The organism is Lactobacillus xylocopicola (genome assembly GCF_033096005.1).
Classification (GTDB): Bacteria; Bacillota; Bacilli; order Lactobacillales; family Lactobacillaceae; genus Lactobacillus; species Lactobacillus xylocopicola.
Window position 1 is genome coordinate 912068 of sequence record NZ_AP026803.1, and the last position, 20298, is coordinate 932365.

Sequence of the window (20298 nt, forward strand, 5' to 3'; positions counted from 1 at the left end):
CGATATTTTTCTAAATGTCAGCATATCTCAAGAAGGAACGAAGTTGACAATTTGTGCCATAAATGTATAATTGATGTATATTATCTACAAATGTATATCATATACAAATAAAGGAATTATATGCCAACCGAGAACAAGCGATTAATTGTCAGCAAATATCTCAACTTTTTAATCACCACAGCAATAATTTCTTTGGTATTGACATTAGTCAATGCTAGAGGATAGAGTTTTCCTCTTATAAATTGGCTTAGATCTTGGCTCATTGCCTTCTGCGTCATTATTGTTTTAGCTACGTTTTTACTAAAACTTGTGTCAGCCATGGTTTCGAGATTGCTGATAGATAGAAAATAGGCGACGGCAATGTCATGTTCTTGCATTCCGGCCACCTGCACGCACCCCCAAGTCGAACTCTGATACTGTTATAAAGCTATTTATCTCTATGTTTTTGCTATTCTCAATAGTTTGTTAACTTTTTTAAAGAGCTTGCATCACGATAACTTCAAAAATATCCGGTAGTGCAAAGGTCTGTGCGCCTTATTGTCTGATCACTGCCTGCTTCCCTGCCTTACTTAATTCCCATTGAGCCAGTTGAACCAGGCTAGTAGGTCTTTGAACTTATGCTCGCCTTGGCCTGAGTATCTCCATATCTCGGGCTCTGCAGGATTATTCCACACAGCAAGCGTGTAATCACCCTCATCCTGGCTCATCACAGAGAGAAGCGATAAACGACTGTCAGGATACATGGCCGGAGCGGAACTCTCCCAATTGTCCCTCATGGATGCAACCCAATCCCTAAAGTGAGGTTTATCGACCAATTCGGCCATCTCATTAACGCTGATAAAGGTCTCTCCGATGTCTTGCCAGGAACCGGCATACAAGAACCTCTCTTTCAAGAGCAGGGAGGCTGCTTGATACACGCCCGCATCCAGTGTTGGTATCCTATCCACCACCGAACCGGGAAGTATCCGCTGTTGTATGTCGCTTTTAGCTTCTTCCTCCGTCATACCGTATGAAAGATATTCTTCAACAAAGGCTTGAGACAGACTATCAAAGCTGTTCTTATACTTATCGAGAGCCTCTTTTACGGACACCTTGCCACCCCACAATAGACTTTAGGAAAGTCTCCTACTGGTTTCATCTGAACAATAAACTAAGAAAATCCCCCTTTAATGCGATCAGGAACGATGTAATTCACTTATCCATTCCCGAAAATCCTCTTCTGTATATAAGTAGTTTCTATCTGAGGATGGTGAAATCCACCGCGCCTAACATTTCCAAATAATTAGATATCATTGGGTCTGAGATTCTTAAAGAATCATCATTATAAATATCAAACGCCCACTCAGAAACAGTTTTCCTACTTTCATGTCCCGATATTAGATTCTGCATCTTTGTAATTAAGTCACTTTTTCTAGGGATTTCTCTCATAGTTACCTTCGCTATTCGAATTGCTGTATCCGTGAGCACCAGAGAAGGTTTACTTCCATCAGTGTCAGATAAATATGCCAATCTAACATTCAATCACTTCCAATGATGATGTTTCTATATCGTGAGATTTACGCCACTGCTTAAGCGGATCCAGATCAAGAGATAATCGAGTTTTCCTTGCATAGTTTATAATATCAGACATTGCGAACAATGCAGTAGTTTTATTCTCATAGTCGTTAGTACCCAAAAACATTTGCAATAGCAATCCCCATAAATCACTTATTACACTTTTTGTTTGATAAGAAGATGAGAATAGGTCGTCAACAGAACCTATTACATCAAAAAAATCAAAGTCCTCATCATATAAGTGACTTTTGATTTCATTCATTTTATGAGCGATAAACGTATCTTGTTGCCCATGACTAAGTTACCTTCTACCTTGAGAAAACTTTTTTCTTTGGCATAAGCAAAATCTGAAGCGTCAATCCTGCGGTTTTCATCATCAATCCAGCCGTTATTCCTAAAAGTTTTGGATACGATCCTCTTTGCTTTTTTATCCATTGTTTTACCTCGCAATGTAATGCGTGAGTGCCACACTGTAAATATCGATCATTGGTGCCATTAAATGTAGCCGCGGCACCAGGAAAGGCATAAAAATGACTTATAGGTTTCTCTGAGACTTTATCTGTTGCTGCGTCAACAAAATAAACTTGTAGGGCATTTTTCTAACTAGTTTCCAGACTGCTTTGACCAATTTGTCTGTTTCTGAATAATACTCTGAATTATAACTGCTGCATCCAATTGTATCGTGCATGCTATCCAGCTAAAGATTACTCTGCAGGACCAAATCCAACCTTGATATGGCGGTATATTTACTAGGCTAATTACAGCTATGCCTTGCTAGCAAAAATATGTTGAAATAGCTTTTATAAAATATCAGTTTTTATATTAATATTATTTTATAATTATCAAGATGTCAAACAATCTCTAGCCCAATAGCGCTAGGGTACAAAAAGGCATTGAACAAGGTACCTTGTTCAATGCCCTTTTGCTTTAAGTATTATTTAGCTAGCTCATAGACGTAAGAAATTTCCTTTGGCCGATAAACACCGTGAAGCGTACCGACTTTGGTGAAGCCCATCTTAGCAATTAAGTGCTGCATCGCGTGGTTGTCTTCGTGCGTATCAATCCGAATCGACTCAACATCAGCTCGCTTGGTCTTGATATTATCAATAACCGAACTTAATAGTTGGGTTGCATAGCCTTTACCAGCATGCTGAGAATGAATAGCTACCCGATGGATGACCACATACTGGTCAGTATTGCTAAGCCACTCACCATTTAACTGGTCGTAAGCCGGGTCTGGGGCATCAACGATTGCAATGGCGCCGACGGTTTCTTCATCAGCTGAGAGGGCCAAATAGGCCCAACCATGCTCAATATCCTCTTTAACCTGGTTCAGGGACGGATAATCGCCCTGCCACTGGTCAACACCGCGCTCAGCTAACTGGTTGGCTCCGTCTTTTAAAATGGTGATAACTTGGTCAAAATCAGCCATTGTTGCTTTTCTTAATTGCAAATTATTTTACTCTCCCTTTTTGAAATACCGTACCATTATATATACTTGTATGAGAATTGTAAAAAAATTTGACCTAATACTACTATAATTTTTTCTAGTAAAAAAGATTGGCTAGTCGCCAATCTCCAACTTTTTCAACAAAAACAGTGCCTGATAGTAAATTTTTATGCTCCATGAAACTTGGTCAGGGAATAAATATCAAGTCCAGGCAATTTTTCCTTGCCTTTTAAATCTGGTAATTCAATATAAAAAGCTGCACCAACCAGGTTCCCACCTAAGTCTTCAACTAATTGCTTGCAGGCCCGTAGTGTACCAGCAGTAGCTAACAAGTCATCACAGATGACCACTCTTTGCCCTGGCTTAATTGCGTCTTTGTGCATTTCTAAACTGTTTGAACCATACTCCAAGTCATAGGAAGCACGTTCAACCTCACGGGGCAGCTTATGCGGTTTTCTAGCGGGCACGAAGCCTATCCCCAATTCAGTTGCTACGGGACACCCTACAATAAAGCCACGAGCCTCAGGTCCAACAATAACGTCAGCATTTCTGCTCTTAACGTAATCAGCTAACTTGTGTGTGGCCGCTTGAAACAATTTTCCATCTTGTAAAATGGGCGTAATGTCCCGAAAAACAATCCCCTGATTGGGAAAATCCTTAACACTTGCAATATGTTCTTCAAAATCGTTTAACATAAGAAGAAAAAAACCTCCAAAACCTTTATTGCCTGCTTGAACTTAATCATTCTAACAGACTTTTGCCCTAAAAGCATTAAATGATTCAAATTAATGCAAACGTAATTGCTGGTTCACGTACATTAATAACTTAGAGCTGGCCATTTGCCGTAATTCCTGGGCGAAGTTGACTTGTGCACTCACTCCCAAAAAGTACTTAGATGCGGTCAATGGTCTAGTTGGCGGATTTTTAACTCCCATGATTTTATCCTGGTCTAAGCGGATAAAGTTTAATTCAAAAAAGACCCGTAAAATGAAAAGCACACTGTTATAGGCAAGTCCCAAAAACCGGGCCACCTGGCGGAAATCGTCAATTGTCAAGCCGGGGTGCTGATAGACATAACGTAAAACAGCAGCAAAGGCCGACTTAGCTGGAATGCTTTGAACAGGCAAACGATCAAGCAAAAAACGCAGGTAAAGCTGACCGTAGTCCTTGGTCAACGCCTCATCCAGCTCTTTTTGATTATGGGGAACATCTAGCAAGACTGCCATTTCTCCCTTACCGTCATAATCACTAATGGGCATGATTTTTGCTGGATCCAAGCCATACATACTGCTAGCAAGTGTCTGATTTTGCTTGTCAAATAACAGATAACTATCTGCAAAACCCATGACGTATTTTTCGTGACGCAGGTCAACCACTGGAGTGGTCAGACTAACTGCCGGCGCCGTAAAGCTAATTCCCGTCAAGATGCCCTGCAGTTTGACCTGCTTGCGGTAGCTATTCTTACCTAGTTGGATGAACAACTGGTCAAGATAGGTTAGTAGCACCCGGGTTAGGTCCTTTTGGTTAAAACCAACCACTTCCAGATTGCCACCGTTTTTAGCAACAGTCAAACGAATATGGTTCTTCTCCTGGCCCATATAAAAGCAACTAGCAATTTCTGGCTGCGAAATACTAAAAATCGGCTGGACGTTATCGGTACCAAAAGGGCCAGCTGTTTCGATGTCTGTAATTGTTTCAAGACTGAGGCCCGCCAATGGCAATTCAAAGTCATAGTACTTGGTCGGAAGCTCTTTCGTACCCTTGAAGCTAGCTTCAAAAGCTGCTCTAAATGGTGAAATTTTGTCGGCTTCCATTGACAGACCACAGGCAAAGTCATGGCCACCAAACTTAACCAAATAGTCCTCCTTAAGCGGGTTCAACGCATCAAAGACGTTAAAGCCGGGCAATGTCCGCCCTGAGCCCTTAACCAGGCCCGCCTCGTTTTTAGTTAAAATAATTGTTGGCTTGTGAACCTCTTCGACAATCTTATTGGCCACTAACCCGAGCACCCCTTCATGAAAGTCAGGATCATAAATGACCAGGGTATTCTTGGACTGCCAACCATTACGCTTAATCTGTTTCAGGCATGACTGATAAACTCGCATGGTTAAGTCTTTGCGCTCTTCATTTAGTTTTTCAACCTGGTCTGCGATTGTTTGGGCTTCTTCATCATTTTCACATAACAGTAATTCGACAGCTAAACTTGCATTAGCAAGACGTCCCACTGCATTAAGCCGCGGCGCAACGTTAAAGCCAATATCAGTTTCATTAATCTGTCCTATTTTCAAACCAGCATTTTTGATTAGGGCGCGCAAGCCAGGCCGCTCCGTCTGATTAATTATTTCCAATCCCCGCTTGACAATGATGTGTCCTTCACCGGAAACCTTGACCATGTCTCCAATGGTTCCAATCATTGCTAGCTCCAAAAGTTCAGGCATTGAATCCTGCATTAGCGCACGGGAAATTGTGTAGGCAACACCAGCTCCGCAATAATCATCAAACGGATAATCCTGCCCCGGATAGTTACAATGGACAATCGCATAACTGTCTGGAAGCTCTGCTTGAAACTTATGGTGGTCGGTAATAATGGTATCAACCTGTTGGCTATTCGCATAAGCAACTTCATCAAGCCCAGTTATTCCATTATCAACCGTAATAATCAACTTAGTACCATTTGCCACAATCCTCTGATAGGCTTCCATATTAGGACCATAGCCATCCTTAAAGCGATCAGGAATAAAGTAATGGACATCTGCTCCAAGAATTCCCAGTGTCTCCACCATGATACTAGTGGCCGTGATACCGTCTGCATCGTAATCACCGTAAATAGTAATCTTTTCGCCTTCATCTATAGCCCGGTTAATCCGTTCTACCGCCTTATCCAGGTCATGCATCAGGCTGGGACTAGCCAGGTCTGTTTCGTTAGCATTAAGCCAAAAATCCAACTTTGGCGCGGTATTAATTCCGCGCAAAGAGAACAACTTAGCCGTGATGGGGCTAAGTTGATACTCTGCTACTAATTCAGGAGCTAATTCAGTGCCTGAGCGCTGCTTCCAATCTATCATCTATTCAATTAAGCCCTTTTCTTTTAATTAGCTTGTTCACAGCAAGCTCTCTCTAGGCTACTTGCTGTTGAGGTCATCATCATTCATCCTCAAAACCGCCATAAAAGCATCCTGAGGAACTTCAACCCGGCCAACAGACTTCATTCGTTTCTTGCCCCGCTTCTGTTTCTCCAACAACTTGGCCCGTCTATCCGGGTCACCAGTATGAATTTTCCACGTAACGTCCTTACGATATGGTTTAACGGTTGCCCGCGAAATAATCTTGGCACCGATTGCGCCCTGAATATCAACCTCAAAGTTCTGCCGCGGAATTAACTTCTTCAGCATTGACGTCATTTGCCGAGCGCGCTTCTGGGATTCGTCACGGTGAGCAATAAAACTAAGGGCGTCAATAACCTGCTTATTCAGCAAGATATCAATTTTGACTAAATCAGTGGCACGGTAGCCCGTGATTTCATAATCTAGCGATGCATAACCCTTGGTCGACGATTTTAAATCATCAAAAAAATCATAAATAATTTCCGCTAGGGGCATATTATAAATCACGTTAACCCGGTATTTATCCAAGTAGTCCATGGTAACGAAGTCGCCGCGCTTGCGTTGACAAAGTTCCATTACCGGACCCACAAAATCATTGGGCACCATTACCTCTGCTTTCACATAAGGCTCTTGGACTTCCTGATATTCACCCGCCGTTGGTAAGTCAGCTGGATTGTCAATTACCTTGGTAGAACCATCGTTCATCATCGCGTGATAGTCAACCGATGGTGCAGTCATGATCAAATCCATATCATACTCCTGCTCCAGTCGCTCTTGAACCACATCCATGTGCAGTAAACCCAAGAACCCGCACCGGAATCCAAAGCCTAAAGCCGTAGAAGTTTCCGGTTCAAATTCTAGCGCTGCATCATTTAACTGGAATTTTTGCAGTGCTTCTTTTAAGTCGTCATACTTAGCATTATCAACTGGATACATTCCTGAATAAACCATCGGCGGAATCTGCCGATAACCTGGCAGTGGTTCTGCAGTTGGATTTTCAGCTGCTGTGATGGTATCACCGACTCGCGTTTCACGCACAGACTTAATGTTAGCAGTTAGGTAACCAACATCCCCAGCAATTAGAATATCTTTTTTGACTGGGTGGGGACTTGAAACACCCACCTCTGTAACCTCATACTCCTTGCCCGTATTCATGATCTTAATCTGGTCGCCGGGTTTAACCGTGCCCTCTTCAATCCGTACAGACAGCACTACCCCGCGGTAGTCATCGTATTTAGAGTCAAAGATGAGGGCCTTTAAAGGGGCAGTGAGGTCGCCGGTTGGCGCAGGAATATTTTGCACAATATCCTCAAGCAATTCGGCAATGCCCTGCCCGGTTTTGCCGGAAACTTCAGCCGCATTGCTGGCATCAATCCCAAGCATTTCCGTAATTTCTTCTTTGGCCTGGTCCGGATCAGCTGAAGGCAAGTCAATCTTATTAATTACGGGCAAAATCTCAAGGTCATTATCAATCGCCAAGTAAGTATTAGCTAGGGTTTGGGCCTGCACGCCCTGGGAAGCATCGACAACCAAAAGTGCACCTTCGCAGGCAGCAAGCGACCGCGACACTTCATACGAAAAGTCAACGTGCCCCGGTGTATCAATCAAATGAAAAATATAATCGGCGCCATCCTGAGCCTGGTACTTGATCTCAACCGAGTTCATTTTAATCGTAATGCCCCGTTCCCGTTCGAGTGGCATATCGTCCAGCATCTGATTTTTTAACTGACGTTCTGATACCGTATCGGTTAGCTCTAAAATACGGTCAGCAATAGTCGACTTACCATGATCAATGTGCGCTACAATCGAAAAGTTACGAATATGTTTTTGATAATCTTGTAATTTCTTAATGTCCATAAAATCCTTGCACCCTTTATCTATATCACCCTATTATAGCAAATTCACCAGTTGGATAAAATCAAATAGGACGAATCTTTCCCTGATCCATGGATCCAAAAAGGACTCACTGTAAGTGAGTCCTTAATTAAGTTCAGTCTTTACTGCAGCTTTTCCTTTAGTCGTTCAAAAAAGCCTTTTTCTTGTGGTGAGATCGAGCCCCCACCGGCCTTGACAAAGTCAACTAAAGCTTCCTTCTGCTGTTCATTAATTGATTGCGGAATCTGCACCTGAACGGTTGTCACCTGGTCACCATTACCATTGCCCCGCAAATAAGGTACACCTTCACCGCGCAGGGTAAACTGCTTGTTGGGCTGGGTGCCGGCCGGAATCTTTAACTCCTTCTCGCCATGTACCGTCTTAACCTTGATTTCATCACCCAGAGTGGCTTGAGCAAAGGAAATCGGCACTGTGGTATAAATGGTCGTACCATTACGCTCAAAGTCCTTGGACGGTTTAATCTGGTAACTGATGTACAGATCACCATAAGGGCCGCCGTTCTTACCTGCTTCGCCTTGACCCTCATAGCGTAGCTGTTGCCCGTTATCAATGCCGGCTGGGATGTTGACTTCAATTGTATTCTTGCCTTGGACAACGCCTTGGCCGTGACAAGTCTGGCAAGGATGTTCGATAACCACACCGCGGCCGCGACACTTGTCACAAACCGTTTGCCGGCGAATGACGCCAAGAACAGATTTCTGCGTAACCGTCATATAGCCACTCCCGTTACACTTGTCACAGGTAACAGGATGAGTACCCTTTTCGGCCCCCGAGCCCTGGCAAGTCTGGCAAGTCTCACTACGGGTGTATGATACCTGCGTCTTTTTACCGGTAATCGCATCCATAAAATCGATTGTCAATGTGTAGTCAAGGTCTTCACCGCGCGCGGGTGCAGTTGGATCGGCCCGGCGCTGACCACCTCCACTAGCACCACCAAAGAAGTCATTGAAAATATCACCAAAGCCGCCAAAGTCATTAAAGTCACCATAACCTTGACCACCACCAAAGCCCTGGCCATTGACACCGGCAGACCCGAATTGATCGTACTGGGCCCGTTTTTGCTCGTCATGCAATACCTCGTAGGCCTCGTTGATTTTCTTGTATTTCTCTTCGGCTCCCGGTTCATGGTTAATGTCCGGATGGTACTTCTTTGCTAGTTTCCGGTAAGCAGAGTTAATTTCCTTATCACTGGCATTGCGGTCAACGCCCAGCACGCCATAATAATCTTCCTGTGCCATCTAAACGCTCCTAACTCTCAAAAGAAAAGAACTACTTCGCGGCAGTTCTTTTCTGATTTATTCAATTATAAACCCTTTACTTGTCTGGGTCTACCTTATGGAACTCACCATCACCAGTTGCACCATTGTTTGCATCACCTTGGGCGCCTGGATTCTGTGGACCTGCTTCAGGTCCAGCCTGACCAGCAGCTTGGTCACCGCCATTAGCTTGGTAGAGCTTAACCGCCAGGTCTTGAGCAACCTTAGAAAGTTCATCCTTCTTAGACTTCATTTCTTCTAAGTTATTATCCTTTTGGGCCTGCTTCAAAGCATCAAGGGCTTCTTGAACCTTCTTGGTATCTTCTTCAGATACCTTGTCCTTAGTGTCCTTCAGTGTCTTTTCCGTTGAGAAGATCAGTTGGTCAACTTCATTGCGCAAGTCGACTTCTTCCTTCTTCTTCTTATCCTCTTCAGCGTGTTCTTCGGCCTCTTTTTGCATCTTCTGAATTTCTTCGTCGGACAGACCAGATGAACTCTTGATGGTAATCTTTTGTTCCTTGCCAGTCCCCATGTCCTTAGCCGAAACATTCACGATCCCGTTCTTATCAATGTCGAAGGTAACCTGAATTTGTGGTACACCACGTGGTGCAGCCGGAATGTCTGTCAATTCAAAGCGCCCTAAGGTCTTGTCGTCAGCTGCCATTGGCCGTTCACCTTGCAGAACGTGCACGTCAACAGCTGGTTGGTTGTCAGCAGCAGTTGAGAAAATTTGACTCTTAGAAGTCGGAATAGTCGTATTCTTTTCAATTAACTTGGTGAAGACGCCGCCCATTGTTTCAATTCCAAGTGACAGTGGTGTAACATCAAGCAAAACGACATCCTTAACGTCACCGGAGATAACTCCCCCTTGAATTGCAGCACCAAGGGCCACGGCTTCATCTGGGTTAATGGAGTGATCAGGCTCCTTGCCAGCCCACTTCTTAACGGCTTCTTGAACAGCTGGAATACGAGTTGAACCACCGTTTAAGATTACCTTGTCGATGTCACCGACAGTCAGCTCCGCATCCTTTAAGGCATTATCAAATGGGACCTTGGTCCGGTCAACTAAATCGGCGGTTAATTCATCAAACTTAGCCCGGGTTAAGTCGGCTTCCAGGTGGAGTGGACCCGCTTCACCAGCTGAGATGAACGGCAGTGAGACGTGGGTTGAGGAAACGCCGGACAGGTCTTTTTTAGCCTTTTCAGCCGCATCCTTGAGCCGTTGCAAGGCCATCTTGTCCTTGGACAAGTCAACGCCATTTTCGTCCTTAAAGTTCTTAATCAGCCAGTCGATAATCTTGTTATCAAAGTCATCCCCGCCGAGCTTGGTATCACCATTAGTAGAAAGGACTTGGAAGACGCCATCACCCAGCTGCAAAACGGAAACATCGAAGGTACCACCACCGAGGTCATAAACCAAGACTTTCTCATCTTCAGCATCCTTGTCAAGACCGTATGCCAAGGATGATGCAGTTGGTTCGTTGATAATCCGCTTAACCTCTAGGCCAGCAATCTTACCAGCATCTTTAGTTGCTTGCCGCTGTGCGTCATTAAAGTAAGCTGGGACCGTAATAACTGCTTCTGTAACCTTTTCACCTAAGTAATCTTCAGAAAACTTCTTGATGTATTGCAAAATCATTGCCGAAATTTCTTGCGGTGTATAAGTTTTATCAGCAATCTTGACCTTGTAATCGGCCTCACCCATGTGTCGCTTGATGGATGAAATTGTGTTAGGGTTAGTGATCGCTTGCCGCTTGGCAACTTCACCAACCTGAATTTCACCATCTTTAAAAGCGACTACAGATGGAGTAGTCCGATTACCCTCTGGATTAGTAATGATTTTTGGTTCTTTACCCTCTAAAACAGCTACTGCTGAGTTGGTTGTTCCGAGGTCAATTCCGATAACTTTTGACATTGATAAACTTCCTTTCACCTATTGTGCAACAACGACCATTGCTGGTCTTAAAGTTCGATCTTTATATAAATAGCCTTTTTGTAAGACTTGGACAACGGTGTCCTTTTGATCATCATTTTCCGCTTCAACTGTTTGAACAGCCTGGTGTAATGTCGGATCAAATTTGCCGCCTGCTGCCGCGATTTCGCTGATACCATGATCCTTCATGGCTTTAACAAGTGCGTCAAGGGTCATCTGTACCCCTTTTTTGAGCTGCTTAGAGGCCTCATCATCAACCTTGGTCGACAGGGCCCGCTCCAAATTATCCATTGCTGGCAAAATATCCTTAGCTAAAGATTGTGACTCATACTTAATCAGCTGGCTTCGCTCATTATTGTAGCGATTTTGCATGTTCTGCATTTCCGCCTGACTGCGCAGGAACTTGTCTTCTAAGTCCTGATTTTGCTTTTGGGCCTTAATCAATTCTGCTTTTACCTGCTCAGCAGTGGTCTTGGGTGTTTGGTCCGTTGCCGCCGCAGTTTTAGCTTTAGCCGTAGCGGTTTTTTTGACCTTAGCCTGCTCTGGCTGCCCTTGTTTCTGTTCTTTAGCACCAGTGTCTTTTTCTTTATTCACGGCTAACCTCCTTTATTTAAATCGACCATAATACTCCAGTAGCTTCTTAGCTAGCTCATTCCTAAAATATTCTAATAGTCCTATTACCTGCGAATACGGCATATTGTTAGGACCAAGCAAGGCGATTACCCCCTTGCCATGTGTTCCAACACTGTATTCTGCCGTAAGCAAACTGTAGTCCTTGAGCAAGTCATTTGAAAGCTCCGAGCCCAAACTAACCCGGATGGGATGTTGGCCAATTTGGCTACTAGTCCGCTGGTCAACTAAGCTGGAAATCAACTCATTATGATCAATCAGCTCATAAAGTGACCTCAAATTGGCCACATTACTTAACGATGAGCTGTTGAGCAAGTTAATCTGCCCGTCGACATACATCTGTTCACTGGCCGCATCATTAATAACCTCTTCAACCAGTTCCAACAAGTCACCAGCATGGTTGCTGGTCAGCTTCTTGCCTAGACTATGATTAAGCAAGGCAGGCGTTACCTCATTCAAGGTCTTTCCTACCAGCTCATCATTAATCATCCGTACAGCTTTCTCAATTTCATCGCCATGAATATTAGTTGGCAAGCTATAAACTTGGTTATGGACGTTGCCGTCACTAGTCACCAAGATCGCCATAATCTGTCTACTAAACAAAGGCACAATCCGGAAACCCGTGATAGTCAGGTCACTACTCTCTGGCCCTTCCGCAAATGCCGTATAATTAGTCAAATCCGAGAGAATCTTGGCTGCTTCCTGAACTATTTCATTAACCTGGTGAAACGGCTGATCCAGCTGATTGACAATCCGCTCATAGACAGAAGACGGAATTTGAAGTGGTTCTACCAGATGATCAAGGTAATAGCGGTAACCCTCAGTTGATGGCACGCGGCCACTAGACAGGTGCGTTTTTTCAATTAAACCTTGGTCTTCTAAGACCGCCATCTCGTTGCGAATCGTCGCACTCGACACCTTAATTGGTAACTGCATCATCACCGTTTTTGAACCAACCGGATCATTAGTCTGGGTAAAATCATTAATAATTGTTTTTAAAATTAATTCTTGACGTTCGGTCAACATAGATATCGCCCTCACTTTTAGCACTCTTATCAAACAGGTGCTAACAGTTATTATGATACTAGTATTTAGCAGAAAGTCAAGCCGAGTGCTAAATTTTTTCCGATAAAATCATTAGACTAGTGGCGATGAGCAAAATATGCCTTGATTTCCGCCTCATCTTTGGCCATCTGGGCTCGTAATTCTGCCAAATTAGCAAACTTAATTTCGCCCCTCGTGTACTTGTACCATTTAATTACCATTTCTTGGTCGTATGCTTCTTCATCAAATCCAAATAAATTAGATTCGATAAAAATTTGCCGCCCTTCCTGAATGGTCACATTGTAGCCTACGCTGGTCATTGAGTCGTACCACTTGCCCTTAAGCTTGGTCTTGGTGGCATAAACCCCAACCTTCGGCACAACCTTGTGCTCAGTCCATACCAAGTTAGCCGTCGGATAGCCCAGTTTATGACCATTACGCAGACCATGGCCAACGATTCCGGTCATTGCATAGGGCGTTCCCAGCAATTCGGTCGCCAGTGCCATTTCACCAGCCTTTATCGCATCCTTGATTTCGGTCGACCCAATCTTTTGACCGTCATATGACTGCTGGGGAACTTCGATAATATCAAAGCGCCCCTTAGCAAAATGGGGAAAGTTTTTCATGTTGGCGACAGCTCGGGGCCCGTAAGTATAATCAAACCCAGCCACTACGGTATCCGCCTGCAGCTTAACCACAATCTGGTCGACGAACTCTTGGGCGGTCAGCTTGCTAAAACGATCATTGAAATGCATCACCAGCAAATAGTCCACCCCAAGCTTGCGCATTTTATATGCTTTTTCATTCAAACTATCGATGTAAGTTACCTCTGCCTTTTGATATACCTCTTTGGGATGGCCGTTAAAAGTCATCACGACCAGTGGATGCCCCTTCTGCTTGGCCTGCTCTTGCGCAATCTTAATCAATTGTTGATGACCACGGTGAACTCCGTCAAAAAAGCCCAGTACCAGCACAATTGGTCCCGGGATAAGATTTTCTTTAAGCGGATAAGTTAAATGAATAATTTGCACGATAAGACCTTCATTTCACCTAATTATTTTGTAAAAGCATTAATTCAGGACGGTAGTTATAATCATCTTTTTGATAAATTGCCTTAACCCTACCATTGTACCGTAAGACCACCTTTTTTGCATTCGTTTTTAGTGTAATGGCCGCCCCATTGTTGACTTTAAGCCACTGACTGGCACTAAGTTCAACCTGCTGGTAATCCTTAAAAAAAAGGTCAAGGGGTTGGAGAAAGTCTGGGGCCTGTGCTGGATTGGCAGCTATGAAATCAAGTTTAACAGCCTGACTGAGGTCAAAGCCTGAGCTAGCCGTGCGGCGCAAACTTTTCATCACTGCCGGAACGCCCAGTGCCGTTCCCAAATCATTGACCAGTGAGCGCACATAGGTACCCTTACTGCAGGCAATTTTAAAGTTAAAAGTGACTTGGCCGCGCTGCTCATCAAAGGTTGGCGCGCCAACTAAGTCATACGCTGAAACCGTTACTTGTCTACGGGGTCGCTCTACCTCAATGCCCGCCCGCGCATATTCATACAGGTGTTTGCCCTTAACCCGAACTGCAGAATAAATTGGCGGCACTTGTTCAATCGTACCCACAAATTTTTGCATGGCCTTTTTAAGTTCATCAGCGGACACTGCACTGGTTATCTTTTTTTCGTTTAAGACTGTTCCGCTGACGTCATACGAGTCGGTCGCAAAGCCTAAGATGCCAGTTCCTTCATATTCTTTGCCTTTGGTATGCATTAACTCAATCAACTTGGTGGCCTGGCCCACTGCAATTGGCAAAACACCGGTTACATCAGGGTCTAAGGTTCCTGCATGGCCAATCTTTTTGGTATGCAATATTTTCCGTAACTGGCAGACCACATCACTACTGGTCATGCCCTTATCCTTATCAATTACTAAAATTCCATTCATTATTTTACCTTGCCCATTAAAAAAGCGCTAAACAGCGCTTTGCTTAATTGTTACGATCCGCATCCTGTTTCTTTAGTTCAGCAATCAGATGATCAATTTTGCTACCATACTTGACTGAGTTGTCCCGTTTAAAAATTAATTCAGGAACCTTATAAACGGTCAAGCTTTGTCCAAGCAAGTGCCGCATCATTCCTTTTGCTTTTTCTAAACCAGCAGCAGCTTCTTCTTCTTTTTGCCTATCTTCAGACAGAATACTGTAATAGATGGTGGCATACGACAGGTCATTAGTACATTCCACCGCCGTAATGGTAACATCATTGACACGTGGATCACGGATATTTTTCCGCAAAATTTTAGTTAATTCACGGAGGATTTCTCCTTCAACACGACCAATTCTATGCTTCATGTTTTCCTCCCAGGATAATTACTTAGGCTTTACTTCCTGCTGTTCAACTGCTTCAAGTTCGTCACCGACCTTGATGTCATTGTACCCTTCAATCGTCAAGCCACAGTCGAAACCTTGCTTGACTATCTTGACGTCATCCTTAAACCGCTTAAGTGAAGCCACCTGACCAGTATAGACAACCACACCATCGCGAATGAGGTTGACTTCTGAATCACGTGAGACGTAGCCATTATCAACAAAAGCACCAGCAATTGTGCCAACTTTAGAAACTTTCCAAGTTTCACGCACCGTCAAGTTACCAACGACCTTATCTTCATAGGTTGGCTCAAGCATTCCTTGCATAGCTGCCTTCACGTCGTCAATTGCCTTATAAATGATGCTGTATAAGCGAATGTCGACCCCATCGGCTTCAGCTTGAGACCGGGCGGTGGCAGTTGGACGCACGTTAAAGCCAATGATAAAGGCATTTGAAGCAGCAGCCAGCGTAACGTCCGATTCATTAACCGCTCCGACCCCAGCGTGAATGATGTTCACCCGGACACCTTCAACTTCAATCTTTTCAAGTGATTGTTGCAAAGCCTCAGCTGATCCTTGAACATCGGCCTTTAAGACTACGCCGACTTCCTTCATGTTTTCCTTCTTCATCGTGTCAAACAGGTTGTCTAACGTCACGTGCTGCACGTTTTCACGTGCATGTTGTAAAGCTGCTTGGGCCCGTTGTTCACCGACACTGCGCGCGGTCTTTTCATCATCAAAGACTACAATCTTATCAGCAGATTCTGGAACATCATTTAGTCCGGTGATTTCAACCGGCATCGATGGGGTAGCCTTCTCAACTTGACGACCACGATCATTCGTCATCACCCGCACGCGCCCGAAGCGGTTACCAACAACGATTGGATCACCGGTATGAAGCGTACCTTGTTGCACGAGCAAGTCCGCAACGGGACCACGTCCCCGCGATAGGTGGGCCTCAATTACCGTACCAATGGCCTTTTGAGTAGGGTCAGCTTTAAGTTCCATCACATCTGCCTGCAGTAAGATCATCTGCAATAATTCGTCAACATTTTCACCTGTTTTAGCAGAGATGTTAACGAAAATGGTCTCGCCACCGTAATTTTCCGGAATCAAGTTGTACTTCATTAATTGTTCTGTGACGTGGGCAGGATTGGCACCAGGCGCATCCATCTTGTTAATTGCTACAATAATTGGCACCTTAGCACTTTTGGCATGGTCGATCGCCTCAATAGTTTGCGGCATGACCCCGTCGTCGGCGGCAACAACCAAAATAACAATATCAGTAACTTCAGCACCGCGTTCACGCATGTTAGAGAAGGCAGCATGGCCTGGTGTATCCAGAAAGGTAATTGGCTTATCATCAATCCTTACTTGGTAGGCACCAATCTTTTGAGTAATTCCACCTGCTTCATGCGCAGAAACGTGAGTATGGCGTAAGCGGTCAAGTAAGGTTGTCTTACCATGGTCGACGTGACCCATGATGGTCACAACTGGTGGACGTTTAACCTGATGTTTGGACTGCTTTGACTCATCCATGAGCTTATCATACATGCTATCAATATCAGAAATATCTTCATGAACTTTTTCTTGTGCGTCAATTCCGTATTCAGCAGCAACGAGCTCAATCGCGTCCTTGTCAAGCGACTGGTTTTGATTGGTCATTACGCCCAACATAAACAGCTTCTTCACAATTTCGGCTGGTTCCCGGTGCAAAAGCTTACCTAAGTCCTGGGCATTCATCCCAACTTCATAAACTAATGCATCTGGCAGAGGACGTTCTTTTCTCTGAGTTGGTTGCTTTTTAGGAATTGGATCAAACTGCCGCTTCTTATTCTTATTCTTGCGCTTATCTTGATGCTTGGCATAGTTATTATTGCCACCGAAGTTCTGATTGCTTCCTTTCCGGCCCGGCTTGCCAAAATTACGCGTATTATGTCCATTACCGCGGCGCTTGTCTTCCTTGACAGGCTCAGGTCCGCCATTAGTCTTAGCCATTTCAACCTTTGAAACTGGAGCGACTTCTGGACTCGACTTCATTCTAGCTGGTGATGGCTTAATGATTTTAGGACCAGAGACGGTCGCTGATCCTGTTTCGGTCTTAGCTACCTGCTTGACGGTATGCTGGCTTGGTTTGGTCTGTTCACTGGATTTTGGCGTTTGCTTGTCCTCATTATCTAACTTACGTGTTTCTGCGGCCGGTTGGGTCATCGTGCTTTGGTCAACACGTTGCTTTTGTTTTAACTGTTTGAGCAAGTCTTGGGCGGCCGGCTTAGGACTTTTTGGTACTTGCTTTGAAGTGGTTTCTTGACGGGCCTGGTCTTGTCTAGACCGCGACCGATTTGACCGCCTATTTCTGTTATGACCGTTGTCCCGCTCTTTTTTGCTGTCATCCTGATTTTTCTCATTTTTTCGGATTGAGGTTACAGAGATCTTGATTTTACCGCCCTTTTTATCGGTTTTTGCTGGTTTTTTTACAGGAGTGGGGTTATTAAAAGTACCCTTCAATTGACTCACTTGCGAATCTTCTAGTGATGACATATGGTTCTTAACATCGAATCCAAGCTCATTTGCCTTATTGACCACAACTTTATTTTCGATGCCTAGTTCTTTTGCAATTTCATAAATTCTTTTTTTAGCCATCCAATCACACTCCTTCATTAATCTTTTGTACTAATGCTTTGAAGAAACCGGTATCGGTCAGTCCTACTACCTTACGCTGCTTGCCCACGGCATGCGAGATTTCACTGCTAGTAAAGTTAGAAATGATTTCTATATCATTCTGTTTAGCGAGCCTAGTAACCTTTTCGCTGGTATCTGCATGACTGTCATTAGCCAAAATAACTACTTTTACTTTTTTTGCTTTTAAGCCTAGCAAGACTAGCTCTAGTCCTGAAACCAGCTTCCCTGCTCGTTCTGCTAGCCCTAGCAAATTTAATGCCTTTTGTCTATTTTGCAAATTTACTGATCACCAAACAATTCTTTCCTAGCCTTTTGATGGTCAACATAGGAATATAGTTCTTCATAAAATGATTCTGGCACAGTTGCACCCAGACTGCGCTCAAGTACGCCCTTCTTCTGAGCCCGCTTAATCTCTTCTGGATTAAGCGAAACATAGGCACCACGCCCCGACTGCTTACCAGTGGGATCGACGGCGACCTTTTTTTCCTTGTCGATTACAATACGAACTAATTCCTTCTTGGGTTGCATGGTATTAGTCAGTAAATCTTTTCGCATTGGAATTTTCCTCTTTTTCAAAAAGAACTCACCCCTTGCCTATTCTTCGTCAGTATTGCTACTTTCAACCTCTGCCAGATCAGCTTCTTCGTCCTGCACCTGGTCTTCAGCAGCAGTCAAATCAACTGCTTCATCAGGTGTCTCTGCTGCCAGCTCTGTGCCTTGAGTCTCACCAAGCGCTGCTTCGTTTTCTTCGTTGACTTCCTCAACGTCTTCATCAACAAATTCAACTTCAGATTCGGGTCTAATATCTATCTTGTAACCCGTCAGCCGGGCTGCTAAGCGCACATTTTGGCCCTTCTTGCCGATTGCTAAAGACAGCTGGTAATCCGGAACGATCACCAAGGCACTCTTCTCATCTTCTTCATCGCCAAACTGCACAGCGATAACTTCCGCTGGATTAAGGGCATTAGCGATAAAATCAGATGGATCTTCTTCATATTTAACAACGTCAATATTTTCGCCGTCAAGTTCGTTGACCACATTTTGAACCCGTGCACCCCGTTGGCCAACACAAGTGCCGACCGGATCAATACTAGGATCGTTAGACTTAACCGCAATCTTAGTCCGGTCACCAGCTTCGCGAGCAATCGAAACAATTTCCACCGTCCCATCAAAAATTTCTGGAACTTCTTGTTCAAAGAGCCGCTTGACCATATCCGGTGCAGTTCTGGAAACCGTAATTTGTGCACCCTTAGAATCAGATCCCACATGGGTTACCAACACGCGAATTTGATCTTGGGGATGATAATTTTCATTGGGCAGCTGATCATTACGAGGCATCACCGCTTCGACATCACCAATTTTAACATAAACGAAGCGATTATCGTGCCTTTCAACCGTACCAGTGATTAATTCATCCTCATATTGTGAGTATTCATCAATAATATGGTTTCTTTCCGCTTCCCGCAAGTGTTGCATAATAACCTGCTTGGCGGTTTGTGCAGCAATCCGCCCAAAATTTTTGGGAGCAACTTCAAAGCGGATTTTGTCACCAAGTTCATAAGCCTTGTTGATGGTTAAGGCATCCTTCAGACTGATCTCAAGCCGGTCGTCATGAACTTCTTCAACCACAACCTTCTCGCTCATCAGCTTAAAGTCACCTTTGCGCTCGTCAAACTCGACTACCACATTGGTGGCCTGGTTATAGTTTTTCTTATAAGCTGCAATTAAAGCTGCCTTAATTGCTTCAACGATAACGTCCTGTTTAATTCCCTTAGTTTTTTCTAAAGTCGTGAACGCCTCTAGCATTTCTTTAGACATAAGTTTTAATCGGCCTTTCTAAAATTCAACTGCAAAACGAATGCTTGCAACTAACTTACGCGGAATGGATAACTTTTTCCTGCTTGTTTTGATCTTTATTTCCAACTCAATTTGATCGTCATCATATGAGTTAAGTGTCCCCTCATACTCCTTTTCACCATCAAGTTTTTGGTAAAGACCAACGTGAACGTAGTTATCCAGCGCCTTTTCCCAATCTTTAGCGGTTTTAAGCGGTCGCTCAATACCCGGTGAAGACAATTCCAAAACGTAAGGATCTGGAAAGGGATCGGGTCTGATTGCATCTAGCTTAGTCGAAATTAGTTCGCTTAAGCCTGCAATTTCATCCATGTCAATTCCATTTTCACGATCAACATATATTCTTAAATAATTTTGACCCTTTTCTTTTACGTATTCTGCATCAACCAGATCATCATTACGCGCGGTAACAATGGAACTAATTTCAGCGAGAACAGAATCTGCAACTTTCGCCAAGTACTTTCCTCCGTAATAAAAAGAGTGAGCATAAGCTGCTCACTCCGAATTATTTATTCGAACTTCTTCAAGAAGTA

The 20298-nt window shown here is 44.0% G+C and carries 20 protein-coding genes; all 20 read right to left on the reverse strand.

Annotated features, from left to right (window positions below):
• Positions 1 to 116 precede the first annotated feature (116 nt).
• Positions 117 to 377, reverse strand: a complete 261-nt coding sequence (locus R8389_RS04575) for a hypothetical protein (protein ID WP_317636866.1) — start codon at positions 375 to 377, stop codon at positions 117 to 119.
• 192 nt (positions 378 to 569) lie between these two features.
• The gene (locus tag R8389_RS04580; RefSeq protein ID WP_317636867.1) at positions 570 to 1091 is read right to left on the reverse strand and encodes a hypothetical protein; all 522 of its coding nucleotides are present in this window, start codon (positions 1089 to 1091) and stop codon (positions 570 to 572) included.
• Positions 1092 to 1510: 419 nt separating this feature from the next.
• Positions 1511 to 1816 (reverse strand): hypothetical protein, encoded by a 306-nt coding sequence (locus R8389_RS04585; RefSeq protein WP_317636868.1) that lies wholly within the window; start codon positions 1814 to 1816, stop codon positions 1511 to 1513.
• The gene (locus R8389_RS04590; RefSeq protein WP_317636869.1) at positions 1813 to 1989 is read right to left on the reverse strand and encodes a hypothetical protein; all 177 of its coding nucleotides are present in this window, start codon (positions 1987 to 1989) and stop codon (positions 1813 to 1815) included. Before R8389_RS04590 ends, R8389_RS04585 begins: the two co-directional genes overlap by 4 nt.
• Before the next feature lie 499 nt (positions 1990 to 2488).
• Entirely contained in the window at positions 2489 to 2986 is a 498-nt protein-coding gene (locus tag R8389_RS04595; protein WP_425604668.1) for a GNAT family N-acetyltransferase, read from the reverse strand.
• A gap of 185 nt (positions 2987 to 3171) precedes the next feature.
• Positions 3172 to 3699, reverse strand: a complete 528-nt coding sequence (locus R8389_RS04600; RefSeq protein ID WP_317636871.1) for an adenine phosphoribosyltransferase — start codon at positions 3697 to 3699, stop codon at positions 3172 to 3174.
• 90 nt (positions 3700 to 3789) lie between these two features.
• Complete coding sequence (gene recJ / locus R8389_RS04605) at positions 3790 to 6066, reverse strand: single-stranded-DNA-specific exonuclease RecJ (protein ID WP_317638252.1); 2277 nt, start codon at positions 6064 to 6066, stop codon at positions 3790 to 3792.
• A 60-nt stretch (positions 6067 to 6126) separates the two neighbouring features.
• Entirely contained in the window at positions 6127 to 7965 is a 1839-nt protein-coding gene (lepA, locus tag R8389_RS04610) for a translation elongation factor 4 (RefSeq protein ID WP_317636872.1), read from the reverse strand.
• A 140-nt stretch (positions 7966 to 8105) separates the two neighbouring features.
• A complete protein-coding gene (gene dnaJ / locus R8389_RS04615; protein WP_317636873.1) occupies positions 8106 to 9242 on the reverse strand; it encodes a molecular chaperone DnaJ in 1137 nt (378 codons plus the stop codon).
• A gap of 76 nt (positions 9243 to 9318) precedes the next feature.
• Positions 9319 to 11175 (reverse strand): molecular chaperone DnaK, encoded by a 1857-nt coding sequence (gene dnaK / locus R8389_RS04620; RefSeq protein WP_317636874.1) that lies wholly within the window; start codon positions 11173 to 11175, stop codon positions 9319 to 9321.
• Positions 11176 to 11193: 18 nt separating this feature from the next.
• Positions 11194 to 11787 carry a nucleotide exchange factor GrpE gene (gene grpE / locus R8389_RS04625; RefSeq protein ID WP_317636875.1) on the reverse strand — a complete coding sequence of 198 codons (594 nt, stop codon included), beginning with the start codon at positions 11785 to 11787 and terminating at the stop codon, positions 11194 to 11196.
• 12 nt (positions 11788 to 11799) lie between these two features.
• Positions 11800 to 12849 carry a heat-inducible transcriptional repressor HrcA gene (hrcA, locus tag R8389_RS04630; protein WP_317636876.1) on the reverse strand — a complete coding sequence of 350 codons (1050 nt, stop codon included), beginning with the start codon at positions 12847 to 12849 and terminating at the stop codon, positions 11800 to 11802.
• A gap of 116 nt (positions 12850 to 12965) precedes the next feature.
• The gene (gene ribF, locus R8389_RS04635) at positions 12966 to 13898 is read right to left on the reverse strand and encodes a riboflavin biosynthesis protein RibF (protein WP_317636877.1); all 933 of its coding nucleotides are present in this window, start codon (positions 13896 to 13898) and stop codon (positions 12966 to 12968) included.
• A 19-nt stretch (positions 13899 to 13917) separates the two neighbouring features.
• Positions 13918 to 14811, reverse strand: coding sequence for a tRNA pseudouridine(55) synthase TruB (gene truB, locus R8389_RS04640; protein ID WP_317638253.1), 894 nt, complete (start codon positions 14809 to 14811; stop codon positions 13918 to 13920).
• 40 nt (positions 14812 to 14851) lie between these two features.
• Complete coding sequence (locus R8389_RS04645; RefSeq protein WP_317636878.1) at positions 14852 to 15214, reverse strand: ribosome-binding factor A; 363 nt, start codon at positions 15212 to 15214, stop codon at positions 14852 to 14854.
• An 18-nt stretch (positions 15215 to 15232) separates the two neighbouring features.
• Complete coding sequence (gene infB / locus R8389_RS04650) at positions 15233 to 17872, reverse strand: translation initiation factor IF-2 (RefSeq protein WP_317636879.1); 2640 nt, start codon at positions 17870 to 17872, stop codon at positions 15233 to 15235.
• 4 nt (positions 17873 to 17876) lie between these two features.
• On the reverse strand, positions 17877 to 18188 hold the full coding sequence (locus R8389_RS04655) for a L7Ae/L30e/S12e/Gadd45 family ribosomal protein (protein WP_317636880.1): 312 nt from the start codon (positions 18186 to 18188) through the stop codon (positions 17877 to 17879).
• Positions 18189 to 18190: 2 nt separating this feature from the next.
• On the reverse strand, positions 18191 to 18487 hold the full coding sequence (gene rnpM / locus R8389_RS04660) for an RNase P modulator RnpM (RefSeq protein WP_317636881.1): 297 nt from the start codon (positions 18485 to 18487) through the stop codon (positions 18191 to 18193).
• Positions 18488 to 18505: 18 nt separating this feature from the next.
• Entirely contained in the window at positions 18506 to 19729 is a 1224-nt protein-coding gene (gene nusA / locus R8389_RS04665; RefSeq protein ID WP_317636882.1) for a transcription termination factor NusA, read from the reverse strand.
• A gap of 18 nt (positions 19730 to 19747) precedes the next feature.
• Entirely contained in the window at positions 19748 to 20221 is a 474-nt protein-coding gene (gene rimP, locus R8389_RS04670; protein ID WP_317636883.1) for a ribosome maturation factor RimP, read from the reverse strand.
• Positions 20222 to 20298 lie beyond the last annotated feature (77 nt).